The organism is Rubrivivax benzoatilyticus JA2 = ATCC BAA-35 (assembly GCF_000190375.1).
GTDB lineage: Bacteria > Pseudomonadota > Gammaproteobacteria > Burkholderiales > Burkholderiaceae_C > Rubrivivax > Rubrivivax benzoatilyticus.
The window spans coordinates 18,813-33,676 of record NZ_AEWG01000160.1 but is presented as its reverse complement, the minus strand read 5'-3'; the positions used below and the strand labels follow the sequence as shown (position 1 = coordinate 33,676).

The following is a 14,864-nucleotide window of genomic DNA, read 5'->3' as shown; positions in this document are numbered from 1 at the left end:
CGCGGGTGCGCTGATCGTCTTCGTCCGTCCTTTTTCCGATCAACGGCCCGCCAGCGCAACGCAGCGGGCCGTTTTTCATTTCCGTCTTCCAAGCTGCTTGCGACCCCAATCTCTCGCAAAGGCACGACCATGACCGACAAGCTCATCATCTTCGACACCACGCTTCGCGACGGCGAACAGTCGCCCGGCGCCTCGATGACGCGCGACGAGAAGCTGCGCATCGCCCGCCAGCTGGAGCGCCTGCGTGTCGACGTGATCGAGGCCGGTTTCGCGGCGTCGAGCAACGGTGACTTCGAAGCCGTGCGCGCCATCGCCCAGGCGGTGCGCGAGTCGACGGTGTGTTCGCTGGCGCGCGCCAACGACCGCGACATCTCGCGCGCCGCCGAGGCGCTGCGCCCGGCCGCGCGTTCGCGCATCCACACCTTCATCGCCACCAGCGAACTGCACATGGAGAAGAAGCTGCGCATGACGCGCGAGCAGGTGCTCGAGCAGGCGCGGCTGGCGGTGCGTTTCGCGCGCAACGTCTGCGAGGACATCGAGTTCAGCCCGGAAGACGGCTACCGCTCCGACCCCGAGTTCCTGTGCCGCGTCATCGAGACCGTCATCGCCGAAGGCGCGACGACGATCAACATCCCCGACACCGTCGGCTACGCGATCCCCGAGCTCTACGGCCACTTCATCCGCATGCTGCGCGAGCGCGTGCCCAACAGCGACAAGGCGGTGTGGTCGGTGCACTGCCACAACGACCTCGGCATGGCGGTCGCCAACTCGCTGGCCGGCGTGAAGATCGGTGGCGCGCGCCAGATCGAATGCACGATCAACGGCCTGGGCGAACGCGCCGGCAACTGCAGCCTGGAAGAAGTCGTGATGGCGGTGAAGACGCGCCGCGACCACTTCGGCCTCGAGGTCGGCATCGACACCCACCAGATCGTGCCGGCCTCGCGCATGGTCAGCCAGACCACCGGTTTCGTCGTCCAGCCGAACAAGGCCATCGTCGGCGCCAACGCCTTCGCGCACGCCAGCGGCATCCACCAGGACGGCGTGCTGAAGGCGCGCGACACCTACGAGATCATGCGCGCCGAGGACGTGGGCTGGACGGCCAACAAGATCGTGCTCGGCAAGCTCTCGGGCCGCAACGCGTTCAAGCAGCGCCTGCAGGAACTCGGCATCGAGATGGCGTCGGAAGCCGAGATCAACGCCGCCTTCGCGCGCTTCAAGGACCTCGCCGACCGCAAGAGCGAGATCTTCGACGAAGACATCATCGCCCTCGTCGGCGACGAGAGCGTCACCGCGGTGCAGGAGCACTACCGCCTGCTGTCGCTGGCGCAGCGCTCGGAGACCGGCGAGCGCCCGCACGCGACGATCGCGTTCGCCGCCGGCGACGTCGAGCACCGCGTCGAGAGCGACGGCAACGGCCCGGTCGACGCGACGCTGAAGGCGATCGAGTCGAAGGTCTGCAGTGGCGCCGAAATGGTGCTCTATTCGGTCAATGCCATCACCTCGGGCAGCACAGAATCCCAGGGCGAGGTCACCGTTCGGCTCCAGCACGGCGGGCGCATCGTCAACGGGGTGGGGGCCGATCCGGACATCGTCGTCGCGTCGGCCAAGGCCTATCTCTCGGCGCTGAGCAAGCTGCAGAGCAACGCCGAACGGGTGCCGGCGCAAAGCTGACGGGCCGACGGGCGGATGCACCGCGGGGGCCTGGCACGGCTCCTGCGATGGACCACTTGAGAAATCGTGCGCAAGTTCTTGATCTTGCGCATGTTCTTCAGGTGAACTACACTTTGGTGCATTCTCTCCGGGGTCGATTCAGTGGGCTGGTTCGGTAGTTTTCAGCGGCTCGCGGCAGTCGCATTCGTGGCGGCGGCGCTCACTGGCGGCGGTCTTTCGCCGTCGACGGCGCTCGCAGCCAGCGCCACCTCCGCGTCGTCCAAGGCGAAAGCCAAGACCAAGACCAGCAAGAAGGCCGGCAGCACGGCTTCGCGCGGCACGGCAGCGGCCAAGGCCCGCGGCAAGAGCCCGGTGCGCAGTGCCAAGGCCGTCCCGGCGCGCACCGTCGCCAAGGTCTCGCCGCGCAAGTCGGTCGTCGTCGCGGTCGAGCCGGCCAAGGCCTCGTTCGGCCAGATGTACGGCCTGCACCGCACCGAGGATCCGCTGGACCTGAAGTCCAGCGTCGCGCTCGTCGTCGATCAGGAGACCGACCAGATCCTGCTCAGCAAGAACTCGAACGCGGTGCTGCCGATCGCCTCGATCACCAAGCTGATGACGGGGCTGCTCGTCACCGAGGCCCAGCAGCCGCTCGACGAGGTGCTGACGATCACCCAGGACGATGTCGACACCGAGAAGGGCAGCCACTCGCGCCTGCAGGTCGGCACCCAGCTGACGCGCGGCGAGATGCTGCACCTGGCGCTGATGTCCTCCGAGAACCGTGCCGCCAACGCGCTGGGGCGCCACTACCCGGGCGGGCTTTCGGCCTTCGTCCAGGCGATGAACGCCAAGGCCAAGCTGCTGGGCATGCACGACACGCGTTATGTCGAGCCCACCGGGCTGTCGAGCAACAACCAGTCGAGCGCGCGTGATCTCGCGGTGCTCGTCAAGGCCGCCTACCAGCATCCGATCCTGCGCGAGCTGTCGACGTCCACCGACGCCAGCGTCGCCGTCGGCCGCCGCCAGCTGCAGTTCCACACGACCAACGGCCTGGTGCGCAACCCGAGCTGGGAGATCGGCCTGCAGAAGACCGGCTACATCTCCGAGGCCGGCCGCTGCCTGGTGATGCAGGCCCAGCTGGCCGGGCGCAACCTCATCATGGTGCTGCTGGATTCGGCCGGGAAGTACTCGCGAATCGGCGACGCCGAACGCATCCGCAAGTGGCTCAACAGCGAGGCCTCGCCGGTGCTGGACGCCGGCATGCGCCCGTAGCCGCGGGGCAGGCGCGCGGCGCTGTCCGCGCCGGTTTCAGCCCCTGAAGCCCAGCGCCGCCGAGATCTGCGACGCGGTCAGGCGGACCTTCTCCATCCAGTTCTCTTCCAGCCGGTCTGCCGGCGCCGACACCGACAGCCCGGCCACGAGCTTGCCCTGGTCGTCGTAGACGCCGGCGGCCATGCAGCGCACGCCGAGCTCGAGTTCCTCGTCGTCGCGGGCGCAGCCCTGCGCGCGCACCGCGGCCAGTTCGCGCTCCAGCCGCGCGACGTCGGTGATGCTGTTGCGCGTGTGCCCGGTGAGGCCGGTGCGTGTCGCGTAGGCGCGCACGCGCTGCGGCTCCTCGTGCGCGAGGAACAGCTTGCCGACCGAGGTCAGGTGCAGCGGGGCGCGGCCGCCGACGGCACGCACCACCTGCATGCCCGAGCGCTCGCTGTAGGTGCGTTCGATGTAGACGATCTCGTCGCCCTGGCGCACCGACAGGTTGACCGGCTGGTGCGTCAGCTTGTGCAGCTCGCGCATCGGGCCGAGTGCCGCATCGCGCACGTCCAGCCGGGCCTTCACGAGGTTGCCCAGCTCCAGCAGCCGCATCCCGAGCCGGTAGCTGCCGGCCTGCGGCCGGTCGACCAGGCGGCCGATCGTCAGGTCGTTGAGGATGCGGTGCGCGGTCGACGGATGCAGCCCCGTGCGTTCGCTGATCTCCTTCAGCGAGACCGGGTCCGGGTGGGCGGCCAGCATGTCCAGCAGCGCGAACGTGCGCTCCAGCACCTGGATGGTGGGGCTCTGCTGATCCTTGAGACTCATGAATGCGAGGGGCCGAAAACGATGTCCCGATTTTGCATCGCGGAAGGGCGATTTGCTTGTCGGAAGGAGAAAACTCGTTGCAGCGGCGCCGCGCACGGCGTCGCCGCTTGAGCGCCGGGGCCGCCGGCACGGCGGCGGATTCGTGCGTGCCGACGTCGTCTCTCGACGTGCGGCGGCGTCAGGCGGCTGGATGGCGCCCGTCCGGGGCGTCGAGCTCGTGCAGCACGCCGGCCGCGGCGTTCTCCCCGGCGCGCACCGCGCCTTCGAGCGTGGCGGGGTAAGGCCCGGCCACGTAGTCGCCGGCGGCCCACAGCCGCGGCGCGATGGCGGCCGGCGGACGCCGCAGCCCGGGCGTGCAGCGGAAGGTCGCGCGTTTGTCGGCCACCGTGCGGCACACCGTGGCCGCCGGCAGCATCGGCCGGGCTTGCTCGAGCACGGCGGCGGCGCAGGCCTCGAGCCCGCGGTCGATCCAGGGGCGGGCTCCGCTGACGACCCAGGCCGAGCGCCCGCTCCTGCCGCCGAGCCGGCCGTGGTCGAAGGCGAACTGGGCCGGCGCGTCGGGGCCGTCGCGCAGCGTGGTCATCACGCAGGGCAGGGTGCCGCCGGGAGCGTCCAGGTAGACGGTGACGATCGGCTCGTAACGCAGCGACCGCGCCTCGGCGGACCAGGCCGGCGCCAGGGCGGCCGTCAGGCGCGCCGCCTCGGTGGCGCTGGCGGCCAGCACCACCGCGTCGAAGGTTTCGCCGTCGATCACCCAGCCGCCGGCGGCCGCTGACAGCGAGCTCACGCGCCGAGCGCAGCGCAGCTCGGCGCCGCGTGCCCGCAGCCAGGCCGCGGCCGGATCGGGCAGCAGGCCGGACAGCGGGTGGCGCGGCAGCAGCAGGTCGGCCGCACCGGCGCCGCCGAACAGCGCGTCGCGCAGCACGCGCAGCATCACCTCGCCGCTGGCTTCGTGCGCCGGGGTGTTCAGCGCGGCCACGCACAGCGGGTCGATCAGCTCGGTGCGCACACGCGGGGCCAGGCCGCGGCACAGCGTGGCGACGGTCGCCCCGGGCGGGCAGCGGAAGCCGCCGGCGGCCCAGCCCGCGGCGGTGCGCAGCAGCGAGGCCTTGTCGCGCCAGGTCCAGCCGCGTGCGGCGAGCACCGCGCGCACGAAGGCGAGGGCCGGCGGGCCCGGCGGCAGCGCCAGGCCGCTGCCGTCGGGGCGCGTGAGCGCCAGCGGGCGGCGTTCGAGCAGCGTTCCCGGATCGGCGCCGACCTCGCGCATCAGCGCCAGCGTGCGCGAGTAGGCGCCGATCAGGATGTGCTGGCCGTTGTCCAGGCCCTCGTCGCCGTCGCCCAGGCTGCGTGCCCGGCCACCGCCGCGCGGCGCCATCTCGAAGACGGTCGGCTGCAGGCCGGCGGCCGTGAGGCGGACCGCGGCGGACAGCCCGGCCCAGCCGGCGCCGACGACCGCGACGCGCGCCGTCACCGTGCCAGCACGTGCGTGCGTGCGGCGATCCACAGCTTGCGCAGCGGCGTCAGCGAGGTGCGCTGGTGCAGCACCTGGAAGCCGCCGGCCTCGATCTCGCGCAGCAGCGCGCGGTAGATGTTGGCCATCATCAGTCCGGTCTTCTGCTTCGCGCGGTCGGCCTCGGGCAGCAGCGCCAGCGCCTCGTCGTAGGTGGCGTGCGCGCGCTCGGCCTGGAAGCGCATCAGCGCCGTGAAGCGCTCGCTGTAGCCCCAGGGCGACTCGCGCTTGAGGATCTCGTGCGCCTTGACGTCGAAACGCTGCAGTTCGGACACCGGCAGGTAGATGCGGCCCCGGCGCGCGTCGTCGCCGACGTCGCGGATGATGTTGGTGAGCTGCAGCGCGCGGCCCAGCGTGTGGGCGTAGCGCACCGTCTGCTCGCTGCTGCGGCCGAAGATGTTGGCCGCAACCTCGCCGACGACGCCGGCCACCAGGTGGCAGTAGCGCGACAGCGCCGGGAAGTCCAGGAAGCGGGTCTGCTCGAGATCGACCTGGCAGCCTTCGACGATCGCGTGCAGGTGCGCCGGCTCGATGCGAAAACGCGCCGCCAGCGGCATCAGCGCCTGCGTCACCGGGTGCGTCGGCGCGCCGGCGAACGCGGCGTCGACCTCGCCGCGCCACCACTGCAGCTTGCGCGCGGCGACCGACGGGTCCTGCATCTCGTCGACGACGTCGTCGACCTCGCGGCAGAAGGCGTAGAAGGCGGTGATCGCGGCGCGCTCGGGCGGCGGCAGGAACAGGAACGCGTAGTAGAACGAGGAGCCGCTGCCGGCGGCCCGCTTCTGCACGTACTCGGCCGGGGTCATCGGGCGTGCCGCATCGTCGCCGCGCGCCACAGCAGCGCCGGCAGGTCTGCGGCGCCGATCGTCGGGCGCGCGCTCATCGTCGCATGGTCCATGCGGCCGATTTTCTCCAAAACACGCAGCCCGCCCTGCGCGACCAGGCGCAGCTCCCAGCCGGCGCGCCCGGGCACGTCCAGCGCCAGCGGCGCGCCTTCGCGCAGCAGCGACTCGGCCCAGGCGCAGAGCTCGCGCACCAGGCGGCGCAGTGCCGGGCTGTCGCGGCGCGCCAGCACGTCGTCCATCGTCAGCCCGGCCGCGGCGAGCTCGTCCTGCGGCAGGTAGACGCGGCGGCGCCCGGCGTCGACGCCGAGGTCCTGCCAGAAGTTGGCCAGCTGCAGCCCGGTGCAGACGGCGTCGCTGCGGCGCTCGGACTCGGCGTCGCGCACGCCGTACAGGTGCAGGAGCAGCCGCCCCACCGGGTCGGCGGAGCGGCGGCAGTAGGCGAGGATCTGCTGGCGGTCGGCGTAGACCGGGTTGTCGACGTCCTGCTCGAAGGCGTCGAGCAACCGGTGCAGCCACACCGGCGGCAGCGCGTAGCGCTCCAGCGCCGCGGCCAGCGGCACGAACACCCTTGCCCAGCGTTCACCCGGTGCGCAGCCGCGCACGACGGCCTCGAGGTCGGCGCGGTAGGCGGCCAGATCGGCATGGCGCTGCGCCGCGGGTGCGTCGCCTTCGTCGGCGATGTCGTCGGCGGTGCGCGCAAAGTGGTACACGGCGACGACGGCGGGCCGGATCGTCGGCGGGCACAGCACCGAGGCGACGGGGAAGTTCTCGTAGTGGTCAACGCTCACGGGGCGCGATTGTGGCGGCACGGCCGGAGTCCCGGACGTTGACAGCGCACAAACGCCCGGACTACATTAATGACCAGTGAGTCATTAAAGCCGGCGCATGCGTTCTCTTCCGTTCGTCCCGGTGGCGGCCCTGCTGGCGGCCGTCGCTCTCTCCGCCTGCTCGCGGCAGGAGCCCGCGCCCGACCCGGTGCGCGCGGTGCGCACCGTCGTGCTGGCCCCGTCCGGCTCGGGCGAGGTCCAGGAGTTCGCCTCCGAGGTGCAGGCGCGCACCGAGTCGCCGCTGGGGTTCCGTGTCGCCGGCAAGCTGGTGCGCCGCCAGGCCGAGGTCGGCCGCCACGTCGGCGCCGGCGAACTGCTGGCCCAGCTCGACCCCGAGGATCTGCGCCTCGCGCAGGCAGCGTCGCTGGCCACGGTGCGTTCGGCCCAGGTCAACGCCGAGATGGCCGAGGCCGACTTCAGGCGCTTTCGCGAGCTGTACGAGCAGGGCTTCATCAGCGCTGCCGAACTCGACCGCCGCGAGACCACGCTGAAGGCCGCGCGGGCCCAGCTCGAGCAGGCCCGCGCCCAGGCCGGCGTGCAGGCCAACCAGGCGGCCTACAGCGACCTGCACGCCCCGGCCGCCGGCGTCGTCACTGCGGTGGTGGCCGAGCCGGGTGCGGTGCTCGCCGCCGGCACGCCGGTGCTGCGTCTGGCGCACGACGGCCCGCGCGACGCCGTCTTCGCGGTGCCCGAGAACGAGGTCGCGCGTGTGCGCTCGATGATCGGCCGCCCGGGTGTCGTGCGCGTGCGGCTGTGGGGGCGCGAGGACACGCTGCCGGCCACGGTGCGCGAGGTCGCCGCGGCCGCCGACCCGGCGACGCGCACCTTCGTCGTCAAGGCCGATCTCGGCAGCGCCCCGGTGCAGCTGGGGCAGACCGCGACGGTGCTGATCGAGCGCCCCGGCGTCGCCGGCGTCCTGACGCTGCCGCTGGCCGCCGTCGTCCAGCACCAGGGCCGGAGTTCGGTCTGGGTGCTCGACCGCGCGACGATGACGGTCAAGCCGCAGCCGATCGAGATCGGCGGCAGCGACGGCAACAGCGTCGTCGTCGCCAGCGGGCTGGTCCCCGGTGCGGTCGTCGTCACGGCCGGCGTGCACGTGCTGGCCCCGGGCCAGAAGGTGCGCCTGTACCAGGACAGCGGGCGCTGATGGAACCGCAGGTCCACGACGCCGCGGCGGCCCCGGCCCGCGAGCGTTTCAACATCTCGCGCTGGGCGCTCGAGCACGCGCCGCTGACGCGCTACCTGCTGGTGGTGCTGATGGTGCTGGGCATCGCCGCGTACTTCCAGCTCGGCCAGGACGAGGACCCGCCGTTCACCTTCCGCGCGATGGTCGTGCAGGCCTGGTGGCCGGGCGCCAGCGCCGAGCAGGTGGCCGAGCAGGTGACCGACAAGATCGAGCGCACGCTGCAGGAGGTGCCGTACGCCGACCGCATCCGCAGCTACACCAAGCCCGGCGAGTCGGTGACGACGCTGTTCCTGGCCGAACACTCGCCGCCGGCCGAGGTGCGCGACGCCTGGTACCAGGTGCGCAAGCGCATCGGCGACATGCGCTCGACGCTGCCCGAAGGCGTCGTCGGCCCGGTCTTCAACGACGACTTCGGCGACGTCTACGGCTCGATCTTCGCGCTGTCGGCCGACGGCTTCAGCCAGGAGGAGCTGCGCGAGTTCGCCGACGACGTGCGCCAGCGCCTGCTGCGCGTGCCCGACGTCGCCAAGGTCGAGATCTTCGGCAGCCAGCCGGAGAACATCTTCGTCGAGGTCTCGCGCAAGCGCATGGCCGAGCTCGGCCTGGACGCCGGCGAGGTCGTCGCCCAGCTCGGGGCGCAGAACGCGATGGAAGGCGCGGGCACGCTGCAGGCCGGCGCCGAGCAGCTCCAGCTGCGCGTGGGGGGGCAGTTCAGCTCGGTCGAGGAACTGGCGCGTTTCCCGATCCGGGCGGTCAACCCGCAGACCGGCCGCGCGAGCACGATCCGGCTGCAGGACATCGCCGAGATCCGCCGCGGCTACGTCGATCCGCCGACGACGATGGTGCGCCACCAGGGCCGCCCGGTGCTGGCGCTGGGCGTGTCGATGGCCTCCGGCGGCGACATCGTCACGCTGGGCAAGGCGCTCGCCGCGGCGACGGCCGAGCTCCGTGCCGGATTGCCGGTGGGCATCGAGCTCGAGCAGATCCAGAACCAGCCGAAGGTCGTCTCGGCCTCGGTCAAAGAATTCGTCGGCGTGCTGCTGGAGGCCGTGGTGATCGTGCTGGCCGTCAGCTTCCTCAGCCTGGGGCTGCACACGCGGCCGCTGCGGGTGGACATCTGGCCGGGCATGGTGGTCGCGATCACGATCCCGCTGGTGCTGGCGATCACCTTCGTCGTGATGCACTTCTGGGGCATCGGCCTGCACAAGGTGTCGCTGGGCGCGCTGATCATCGCGCTGGGCCTGCTGGTCGACGACGCGATCATCGCCGTCGAGATGATGGTGCGAAAGCTCGAGGAGGGCTACGACAAGCTGCGCGCCGCGACCTTCGCCTACGAGATCACGGCGATGCCGATGCTCACCGGCACGCTGATCACTGCCGCCGGCTTCCTGCCGATCGGGCTCGCGAAGTCGGAGACCGGGGAGTACACCTTCGCGATCTTCGCCGTGACGACCGCCGCGCTGCTCGTCTCGTGGCTGGTCTCGGTCTACTTCGTGCCCTACCTGGGCACCTGGCTGCTGCACACGCGCAGCAAGCTCGGTGATGCCGGCGGGCCGGGGGTGGGACCGCACGAGCTGTTCGACACCCCGTTCTACAACCGCTTCCGCGCCGCGGTCGACTGGTGCGTGGCGCACCGCTGGATCACGATCGGCATCACCGTCGCCTCGTTCGCGCTCGGCCTGTTCGGCATGACGCGCGTGCAGCAGCAGTTCTTCCCGGAGTCGGCACGGCCCGAGCTGCTGGTCGACCTGTGGCTGCCCGAGGGCGCGACGATCCGTGCCAGCGACGAGGTCGCGCGCCGCGTCGAGGCCAGGCTGCTGGCCGACGAGCGCATCGCCAGCGTCAGCACCTGGGTGGGCTCCGGCGTGCCGCGCTTCTACCTGCCGCTGGAGCAGATCTTCCCGAACAGCAACGTCAGCCAGATGATCCTCGTGCCCAAGGATCAGGACGAGCGCGACGGGCTGCGGCGCGAGCTGCCGGCGCTGCTGGCGGCCGAGTTTCCCGAGGTCCGTGCGCGCGTCACCGCGCTGCCCAACGGCCCGCCGGTGGCCTATCCGGTGCAGTTCCGCGTGCTCGGGCCCGACGCCCGCGAGGTGCGCCGCTGGGCCGACGAGGCCAAGTCGCTGATGCGCTCCAACGCCCATGTGCGCGGCGTCAACGACGACTGGAACGAGGCCATCAAGGTGCTGCGCCTGGAGATCGACCAGGACAAGGCGCGTGCGCTGGGCGTCACCAGCCGCCTCGTCGCGCAGACCTCGCAGACCCTGCTGTCGGGCAGCACGGTGGCCCAGTATCGCGAAGGCGACAAGCTCGTCGATGTCGTGCTGCGCCTGCCCGAGTCCGAGCGCGACACCATTGCCGACCTGTCCAGCACCTACGTGCAGACGGCCAGCGGCCGCGCCGTGCCGCTGACGCAGGTGGCGCGCGTGCGTCTGGACTGGGAGCCCGGCGTCCTGCACCGGCAGGGACGCGAGTACGCGGCGACGGTGCAGGCCGACGTCGCCGATGGCGTGCAGGGTGCGACCGTGACGGCCCAGCTCGAGCCGGCGATGCGGGCGCTCGAGGCGCGCATGCCGCAGGGTTACCGCATCGAGACCGCGGGTGCGGTGGCCGAGAGCAGCAAGGGCCAGCGCTCGATCGTCGCCGGCGTGCCGGCGATGCTGTTCATCATCTTCACGCTGCTGATGCTGCAGTTGCGCAGCTTCGCCCGTTCGATGCTCGTCTTCCTGACCGGCCCGCTGGGCATCGCCGGGGCCGCGGCGGCGCTGCTGCTGCTGGGCCAGCCCTTCGGCTTCGTCGCGCTGCTGGGCGTCATCGCGCTGGCCGGCATGATCATGCGCAACTCGGTGATCCTGATCGACCAGATCGAACTCGACCGGGCGCGCGGCGTGCCGGCCTGGGACGCGATCATCGAGGCCGCGGTGCGGCGCTTCCGGCCGATCGTGCTGACCGCTGCCGCGGCGGTGCTGGCGATGATCCCGTTGTCGCGCAGCATCTTCTGGGGGCCGATGGCGGTGTCGATCATGGGCGGTCTGGTGCTCGCCACCGTGCTGACGCTGCTGGCGCTGCCGGCGATGTACGCGGCCTGGTTTCGCGTGCGCCGCGAAGGCGGAGAAGGGCGCTGAACGGCCCCGCGTCCGCGGCCGGCACCGGTGCGCTCCGTGTGCCGGCTAGAATGCGCGGTTTACCGATCGAGTTATCCGGGAACGGCGATCGACGACCCCCGCGGGATTCGCGCCGCGGGGTGTCGCGCGGCGACGTTTTTGAGCGCGCGGGTGGCGAAATTGGTAGACGCACCAGGTTTAGGTCCTGACGCCTTCACGGGCGTGCCGGTTCGAGTCCGGCCCCGCGCACCAGACATTCACTGAAGCCTTAGAGAGCCCCACATGGCCGTCAACGTCGAAACCCTCGAAAAACTGGAACGCCGCATCACGCTGACGCTGCCGGCGACCGTGATCAACAGCGAAGTCGAGGCCCGCCTGCGCAAGCTCGCCCGCACCGTCAAGGCCGACGGCTTCCGTCCGGGCAAGGTCCCGATGTCGGTCGTCGCCCAGCGCTACGGCTACTCGGTCCAGTACGAAGTGGTCAACGACCGTGTCGGCCAGGCCTTCGCCGACGCCACCGCCGAAGCGCAGCTGCGCGTCGCCGGCGCGCCGCGCATCACCCAGAAGGAAGAGTCTGCCGAGGGCGAGATCGCCTTCGAGGCGACCTTCGAGGTTTACCCCGAGGTCAAGCTCGGCGACCTGGCCGAGATCGAGGTCGAGCGCGTGGCCGCCGACGTCACCGATGAAGCCATCGACCGCACGATCGAGATCCTGCGCAAGCAGCGCCGCACCTTCGCCCAGCGTCCGGCCGCCGAAGGCGCCACCGAAGGCGACCGCGTGACGATCGACTTCGAAGGCAAGATCGACGGCGAACCCTTCGCCGGCGGCAAGGCCGAGGGCTTCCAGTTCATCATCGGCGAAGGCCAGATGCTGGAGCAGTTCGACAAGGCCGTGCGCGGCATGAAGGTCGGCGAGAACAAGACCTTCCCGCTGCAGTTCCCGGCCGACTATCACGGCCAGGACGTCGCCGGCAAGGAAGCCGACTTCCTCGTCACGATGACCAAGTGCGAGGTCCAGAACCTGCCGACCGTCGATGACGAGTTCGCCAAGTCGCTGGGCATCGCCGAAGGCACGATCGACGCGCTGCGCGCCGACGTCAAGAAGAACCTCGAGCGCGAGGTCAAGTTCCGCGTGCGTTCGCGCAACAAGGCCGCGGCGATGGACGCGCTGGCCAAGGCGGCCGAGCTCGAGCTGCCCAACGCGCTGGTCGCCAACGAGCTCCAGCGTCTGGTCGCTGGTGCCCGTGCCGACCTCAAGCAGCGCGGCGTCAAGGACGCCGAGAACGCGCCGATCCCCGAGGAGATCTTCCGCCCGCAGGCCGAGCGCCGCGTGCGCCTGGGTCTGGTCGTCGCCGAGCTGGTGAAGGCCAACAACCTGCAGGCCCAGCCCAACCAGCTGCGTGCGCACATCGAGGAGCTCGCCCAGAGCTACGAGAAGCCCGCCGAAGTGGTGCGCTGGTACCTCGGCGACCGCCAGCGCATGGCCGAGGTCGAGGCCGTGGTCATCGAGAACAACGTCACCGAGTTCATCCTGGCGAAGGCCAAGGTCACGGACAAGGTGCTACCGTTCGACGAACTGATGTCGGCAGCCTGAGGAAACAGCCCCTTATGAGCGTGATCGAGACGACCGGCCTGGGCATGGTGCCCATGGTCATCGAGCAGTCCGGGCGCGGTGAACGCGCCTACGACATCTACAGCCGCCTGCTGCGCGAGCGGATCGTCTTCCTCGTCGGCCCTGTCAATGACCAGGTCGCGAATCTCGTCTGCGCTCAGCTGCTGTTCCTGGAGTCCGAGAACCCGGACAAGGACATCTCGCTGTACATCAACTCGCCGGGCGGCAGCGTCAGCGCGGGCCTGTCGATCTTCGACACGATGAACTTCATCAAGCCCGAAGTGTCGACGCTGTGCATGGGCATGGCCGCCAGCATGGGCAGCTTCCTGCTGATGGCCGGCGCCAAGGGCAAGCGCTTCGCGCTGCCGAACTCGCGGGTGATGATCCACCAGCCCTCGGGCGGCGCCCAGGGGCAGGCCAGCGACATCGAGATCCAGGCCCGCGAGATCATCAAGACGCGCGAGCAGCTCAACCGCATCTATGCCGAGCGCACCGGGCAGTCGATCGAGAAGATCGCCGCCGACATGGAGCGCGACATGTGGCTTTCGCCCGGCGAAGCCAAGGACTACGGTCTGATCGACCAGGTCCTCGAAAAGCGCGGCTGACGCGTTTCCCGACCCCTTCTCGAACCCCTGAAAAGGCCTCCTTTTCGCCGCCCGGCGGGCGGCGGGAGTTGGTCTATGATGGGGTTCGGATCCCTTTTCCCTCCGCGCAAGACGAGACATGGCCGACAAGAAGGGCGCCTCCGGCGAGAAAGTCCTTTACTGCTCCTTCTGCGGCAAGAGCCAGCACGAGGTGAAGAAGCTCATTGCCGGGCCCTCGGTGTTCATCTGCGACGAGTGCATCGAGCTCTGCAACGACATCATCCGTGACGAGGTTCCGGCCGAAGGCGGCGCGGCGAAGGCCGCGAAGTCCGACCTCCCCGTCCCGAGCGAGATCAAGACCAGCCTGGACCAGTACGTCATCGGCCAGGACGTCGCCAAGCGCACGCTGTCGGTGGCGGTCTACAACCACTACAAGCGCCTGAAGCACATGGGCGCCGGTGGCAAGGACGAGGTCGAGCTCACCAAGAGCAACATCCTGCTGATCGGCCCCACCGGCTCGGGCAAGACGCTGCTGGCGCAGACCCTGGCCAAGCTGCTCAACGTCCCCTTCGTGATCGCCGACGCGACCACGCTGACCGAGGCCGGCTACGTCGGCGAGGACGTCGAGAACATCATCCAGAAGCTGCTGCAGAACTGCAACTACGACGTCGAGCGGGCGCAGCGCGGCATCGTGTACATCGACGAGATCGACAAGATCAGCCGCAAGGCCGACAACCCGAGCATCACGCGCGACGTGTCGGGCGAAGGCGTGCAGCAGGCGCTGCTGAAGCTCGTTGAAGGCACGATGGCCAGCGTGCCGCCGCAAGGCGGGCGCAAGCACCCGAACCAGGACTTCCTGCAGATCGACACGACGAACATCCTGTTCATCTGCGGCGGCGCGTTCGACGGCCTCGAGAAGGTCATCCAGGGCCGCACCGAGAAGTCGGGCATCGGCTTCGGTGCCACCGTGCACAGCAAGAGCGAGAAGCGGGTCTCCGACCTGTTCCGCGAGGTCGAGCCCGAGGATCTGATCAAGTTCGGCCTGATCCCCGAGCTGGTGGGCCGGCTGCCGGTCGTCGCCACGCTGGGCGAACTGACCGAGGACGCGATGGTGCAGATCCTGACCGAGCCGAAGAACGCGCTCGTCAAGCAGTACCAGAAGCTCTTCGGCATGGACGGTGTCGAGCTCGAGATCCGTCCTTCGGCGCTGTCGGCCATCGCGCGCAAGGCGCTGGCACGCAAGACCGGCGCCCGCGGCCTGCGTTCCATCATGGAGCACGCGCTGATCGACACGATGTTCGACCTGCCGACGCTGGACGGCGTGGCCAAGGTCGTGATCGATGAACACATCATCGAAGACGGCGCCAAGCCGCTGCTGGTCTACCGGGAACAGGCCAAGGCCAGTGCCTGATCCCGTCCGGTCCGCGCCCGCACGCGGCGGCCCGCCACTTGCATTTGCCCTCTCGGGCCCCAC

At 70.3% G+C, this 14,864-nt stretch carries 11 protein-coding genes and 1 tRNA gene; 8 read left to right on the top strand and 4 right to left on the bottom strand.

All coding sequences use genetic code 11. The features are described 5' to 3' along the window. Nucleotides 1-129 precede the first annotated feature (129 nt). Together RBXJA2T_RS18935 and pbpG are read left to right on the top strand one after the other, a co-directional pair. Nucleotides 130-1,671 (top strand): 2-isopropylmalate synthase, encoded by a 1,542-nt coding sequence (locus RBXJA2T_RS18935; RefSeq protein ID WP_009859039.1) that lies wholly within the window; start codon nt 130-132, stop codon nt 1,669-1,671. A 186-nt stretch (nt 1,672-1,857) separates the two neighbouring features. Further along, on the top strand, nt 1,858-2,919 hold the full coding sequence (pbpG, locus tag RBXJA2T_RS18930) for a D-alanyl-D-alanine endopeptidase (RefSeq protein WP_009859038.1): 1,062 nt from the start codon (nt 1,858-1,860) through the stop codon (nt 2,917-2,919). 36 nt (nt 2,920-2,955) lie between these two features. Here the strand turns inward: pbpG and RBXJA2T_RS18925 are convergent, their stop codons facing one another. The 4 genes from RBXJA2T_RS18925 to hpnC all read right to left on the bottom strand — a co-directional run bounded on the left by RBXJA2T_RS18925 (nt 2,956) and on the right by hpnC (nt 6,866). After that, nucleotides 2,956-3,723, bottom strand: coding sequence for an IclR family transcriptional regulator (locus RBXJA2T_RS18925; protein WP_029718322.1), 768 nt, complete (start codon nt 3,721-3,723; stop codon nt 2,956-2,958). A 178-nt stretch (nt 3,724-3,901) separates the two neighbouring features. Beyond that, nucleotides 3,902-5,194, bottom strand: a complete 1,293-nt coding sequence (gene hpnE, locus RBXJA2T_RS18920) for a hydroxysqualene dehydroxylase HpnE (protein WP_009859036.1) — start codon at nt 5,192-5,194, stop codon at nt 3,902-3,904. After that, nucleotides 5,191-6,039 carry a presqualene diphosphate synthase HpnD gene (gene hpnD, locus RBXJA2T_RS18915; protein ID WP_009859035.1) on the bottom strand — a complete coding sequence of 283 codons (849 nt, stop codon included), beginning with the start codon at nt 6,037-6,039 and terminating at the stop codon, nt 5,191-5,193. Before hpnD ends, hpnE begins: the two co-directional genes overlap by 4 nt. Beyond that, nucleotides 6,036-6,866 carry a squalene synthase HpnC gene (gene hpnC / locus RBXJA2T_RS18910; protein WP_009859034.1) on the bottom strand — a complete coding sequence of 277 codons (831 nt, stop codon included), beginning with the start codon at nt 6,864-6,866 and terminating at the stop codon, nt 6,036-6,038. The genes hpnD and hpnC overlap by 4 nt, the downstream gene beginning before the upstream one ends. A gap of 97 nt (nt 6,867-6,963) precedes the next feature. Between hpnC and RBXJA2T_RS18905 the strand changes: the two genes are divergently transcribed. The 6 genes from RBXJA2T_RS18905 to clpX all read left to right on the top strand — a co-directional run bounded on the left by RBXJA2T_RS18905 (nt 6,964) and on the right by clpX (nt 14,801). Continuing rightward, entirely contained in the window at nt 6,964-8,052 is a 1,089-nt protein-coding gene (locus RBXJA2T_RS18905; protein ID WP_009859033.1) for an efflux RND transporter periplasmic adaptor subunit, read from the top strand. Continuing rightward, nucleotides 8,052-11,216: an efflux RND transporter permease subunit gene (locus RBXJA2T_RS18900; protein ID WP_009859032.1), complete on the top strand. Its 3,165-nt coding sequence runs from the start codon at nt 8,052-8,054 to the stop codon at nt 11,214-11,216. The genes RBXJA2T_RS18905 and RBXJA2T_RS18900 overlap by 1 nt, the downstream gene beginning before the upstream one ends. Before the next feature lie 144 nt (nt 11,217-11,360). Next, a tRNA-Leu gene (locus RBXJA2T_RS18895) sits at nt 11,361-11,447 on the top strand. A 30-nt stretch (nt 11,448-11,477) separates the two neighbouring features. Continuing rightward, nucleotides 11,478-12,788: a trigger factor gene (gene tig / locus RBXJA2T_RS18890; protein WP_009859031.1), complete on the top strand. Its 1,311-nt coding sequence runs from the start codon at nt 11,478-11,480 to the stop codon at nt 12,786-12,788. Between the two features lie 14 nt (nt 12,789-12,802). Then, a complete protein-coding gene (clpP, locus tag RBXJA2T_RS18885) occupies nt 12,803-13,411 on the top strand; it encodes an ATP-dependent Clp endopeptidase proteolytic subunit ClpP (protein WP_009859030.1) in 609 nt (202 codons plus the stop codon). Nucleotides 13,412-13,529: 118 nt separating this feature from the next. Further along, nucleotides 13,530-14,801 carry an ATP-dependent Clp protease ATP-binding subunit ClpX gene (clpX, locus tag RBXJA2T_RS18880; protein WP_009859029.1) on the top strand — a complete coding sequence of 424 codons (1,272 nt, stop codon included), beginning with the start codon at nt 13,530-13,532 and terminating at the stop codon, nt 14,799-14,801. Nucleotides 14,802-14,864 lie beyond the last annotated feature (63 nt).

Bases quoted from the DNA above. Each gene is read 5' to 3' on its own strand.
- RBXJA2T_RS18905 (WP_009859033.1), top strand. From the start codon at position 6,964: ATGCGTTCTCTTCCGTTCGTCCCGGTGGCGGCCCTGCTGGCGGCCGTC.
- tig (WP_009859031.1), top strand. From the start codon at position 11,478: ATGGCCGTCAACGTCGAAACCCTCGAAAAACTGGAACGCCGCATCACG.
- RBXJA2T_RS18925 (WP_029718322.1), bottom strand. From the start codon at position 3,723: ATGAGTCTCAAGGATCAGCAGAGCCCCACCATCCAGGTGCTGGAGCGC.
- RBXJA2T_RS18900 (WP_009859032.1), top strand. From the start codon at position 8,052: ATGGAACCGCAGGTCCACGACGCCGCGGCGGCCCCGGCCCGCGAGCGT.
- clpX (WP_009859029.1), top strand. From the start codon at position 13,530: ATGGCCGACAAGAAGGGCGCCTCCGGCGAGAAAGTCCTTTACTGCTCC.
- RBXJA2T_RS18935 (WP_009859039.1), top strand. From the start codon at position 130: ATGACCGACAAGCTCATCATCTTCGACACCACGCTTCGCGACGGCGAA.
- clpP (WP_009859030.1), top strand. From the start codon at position 12,803: ATGAGCGTGATCGAGACGACCGGCCTGGGCATGGTGCCCATGGTCATC.
- hpnD (WP_009859035.1), bottom strand. From the start codon at position 6,039: ATGACCCCGGCCGAGTACGTGCAGAAGCGGGCCGCCGGCAGCGGCTCC.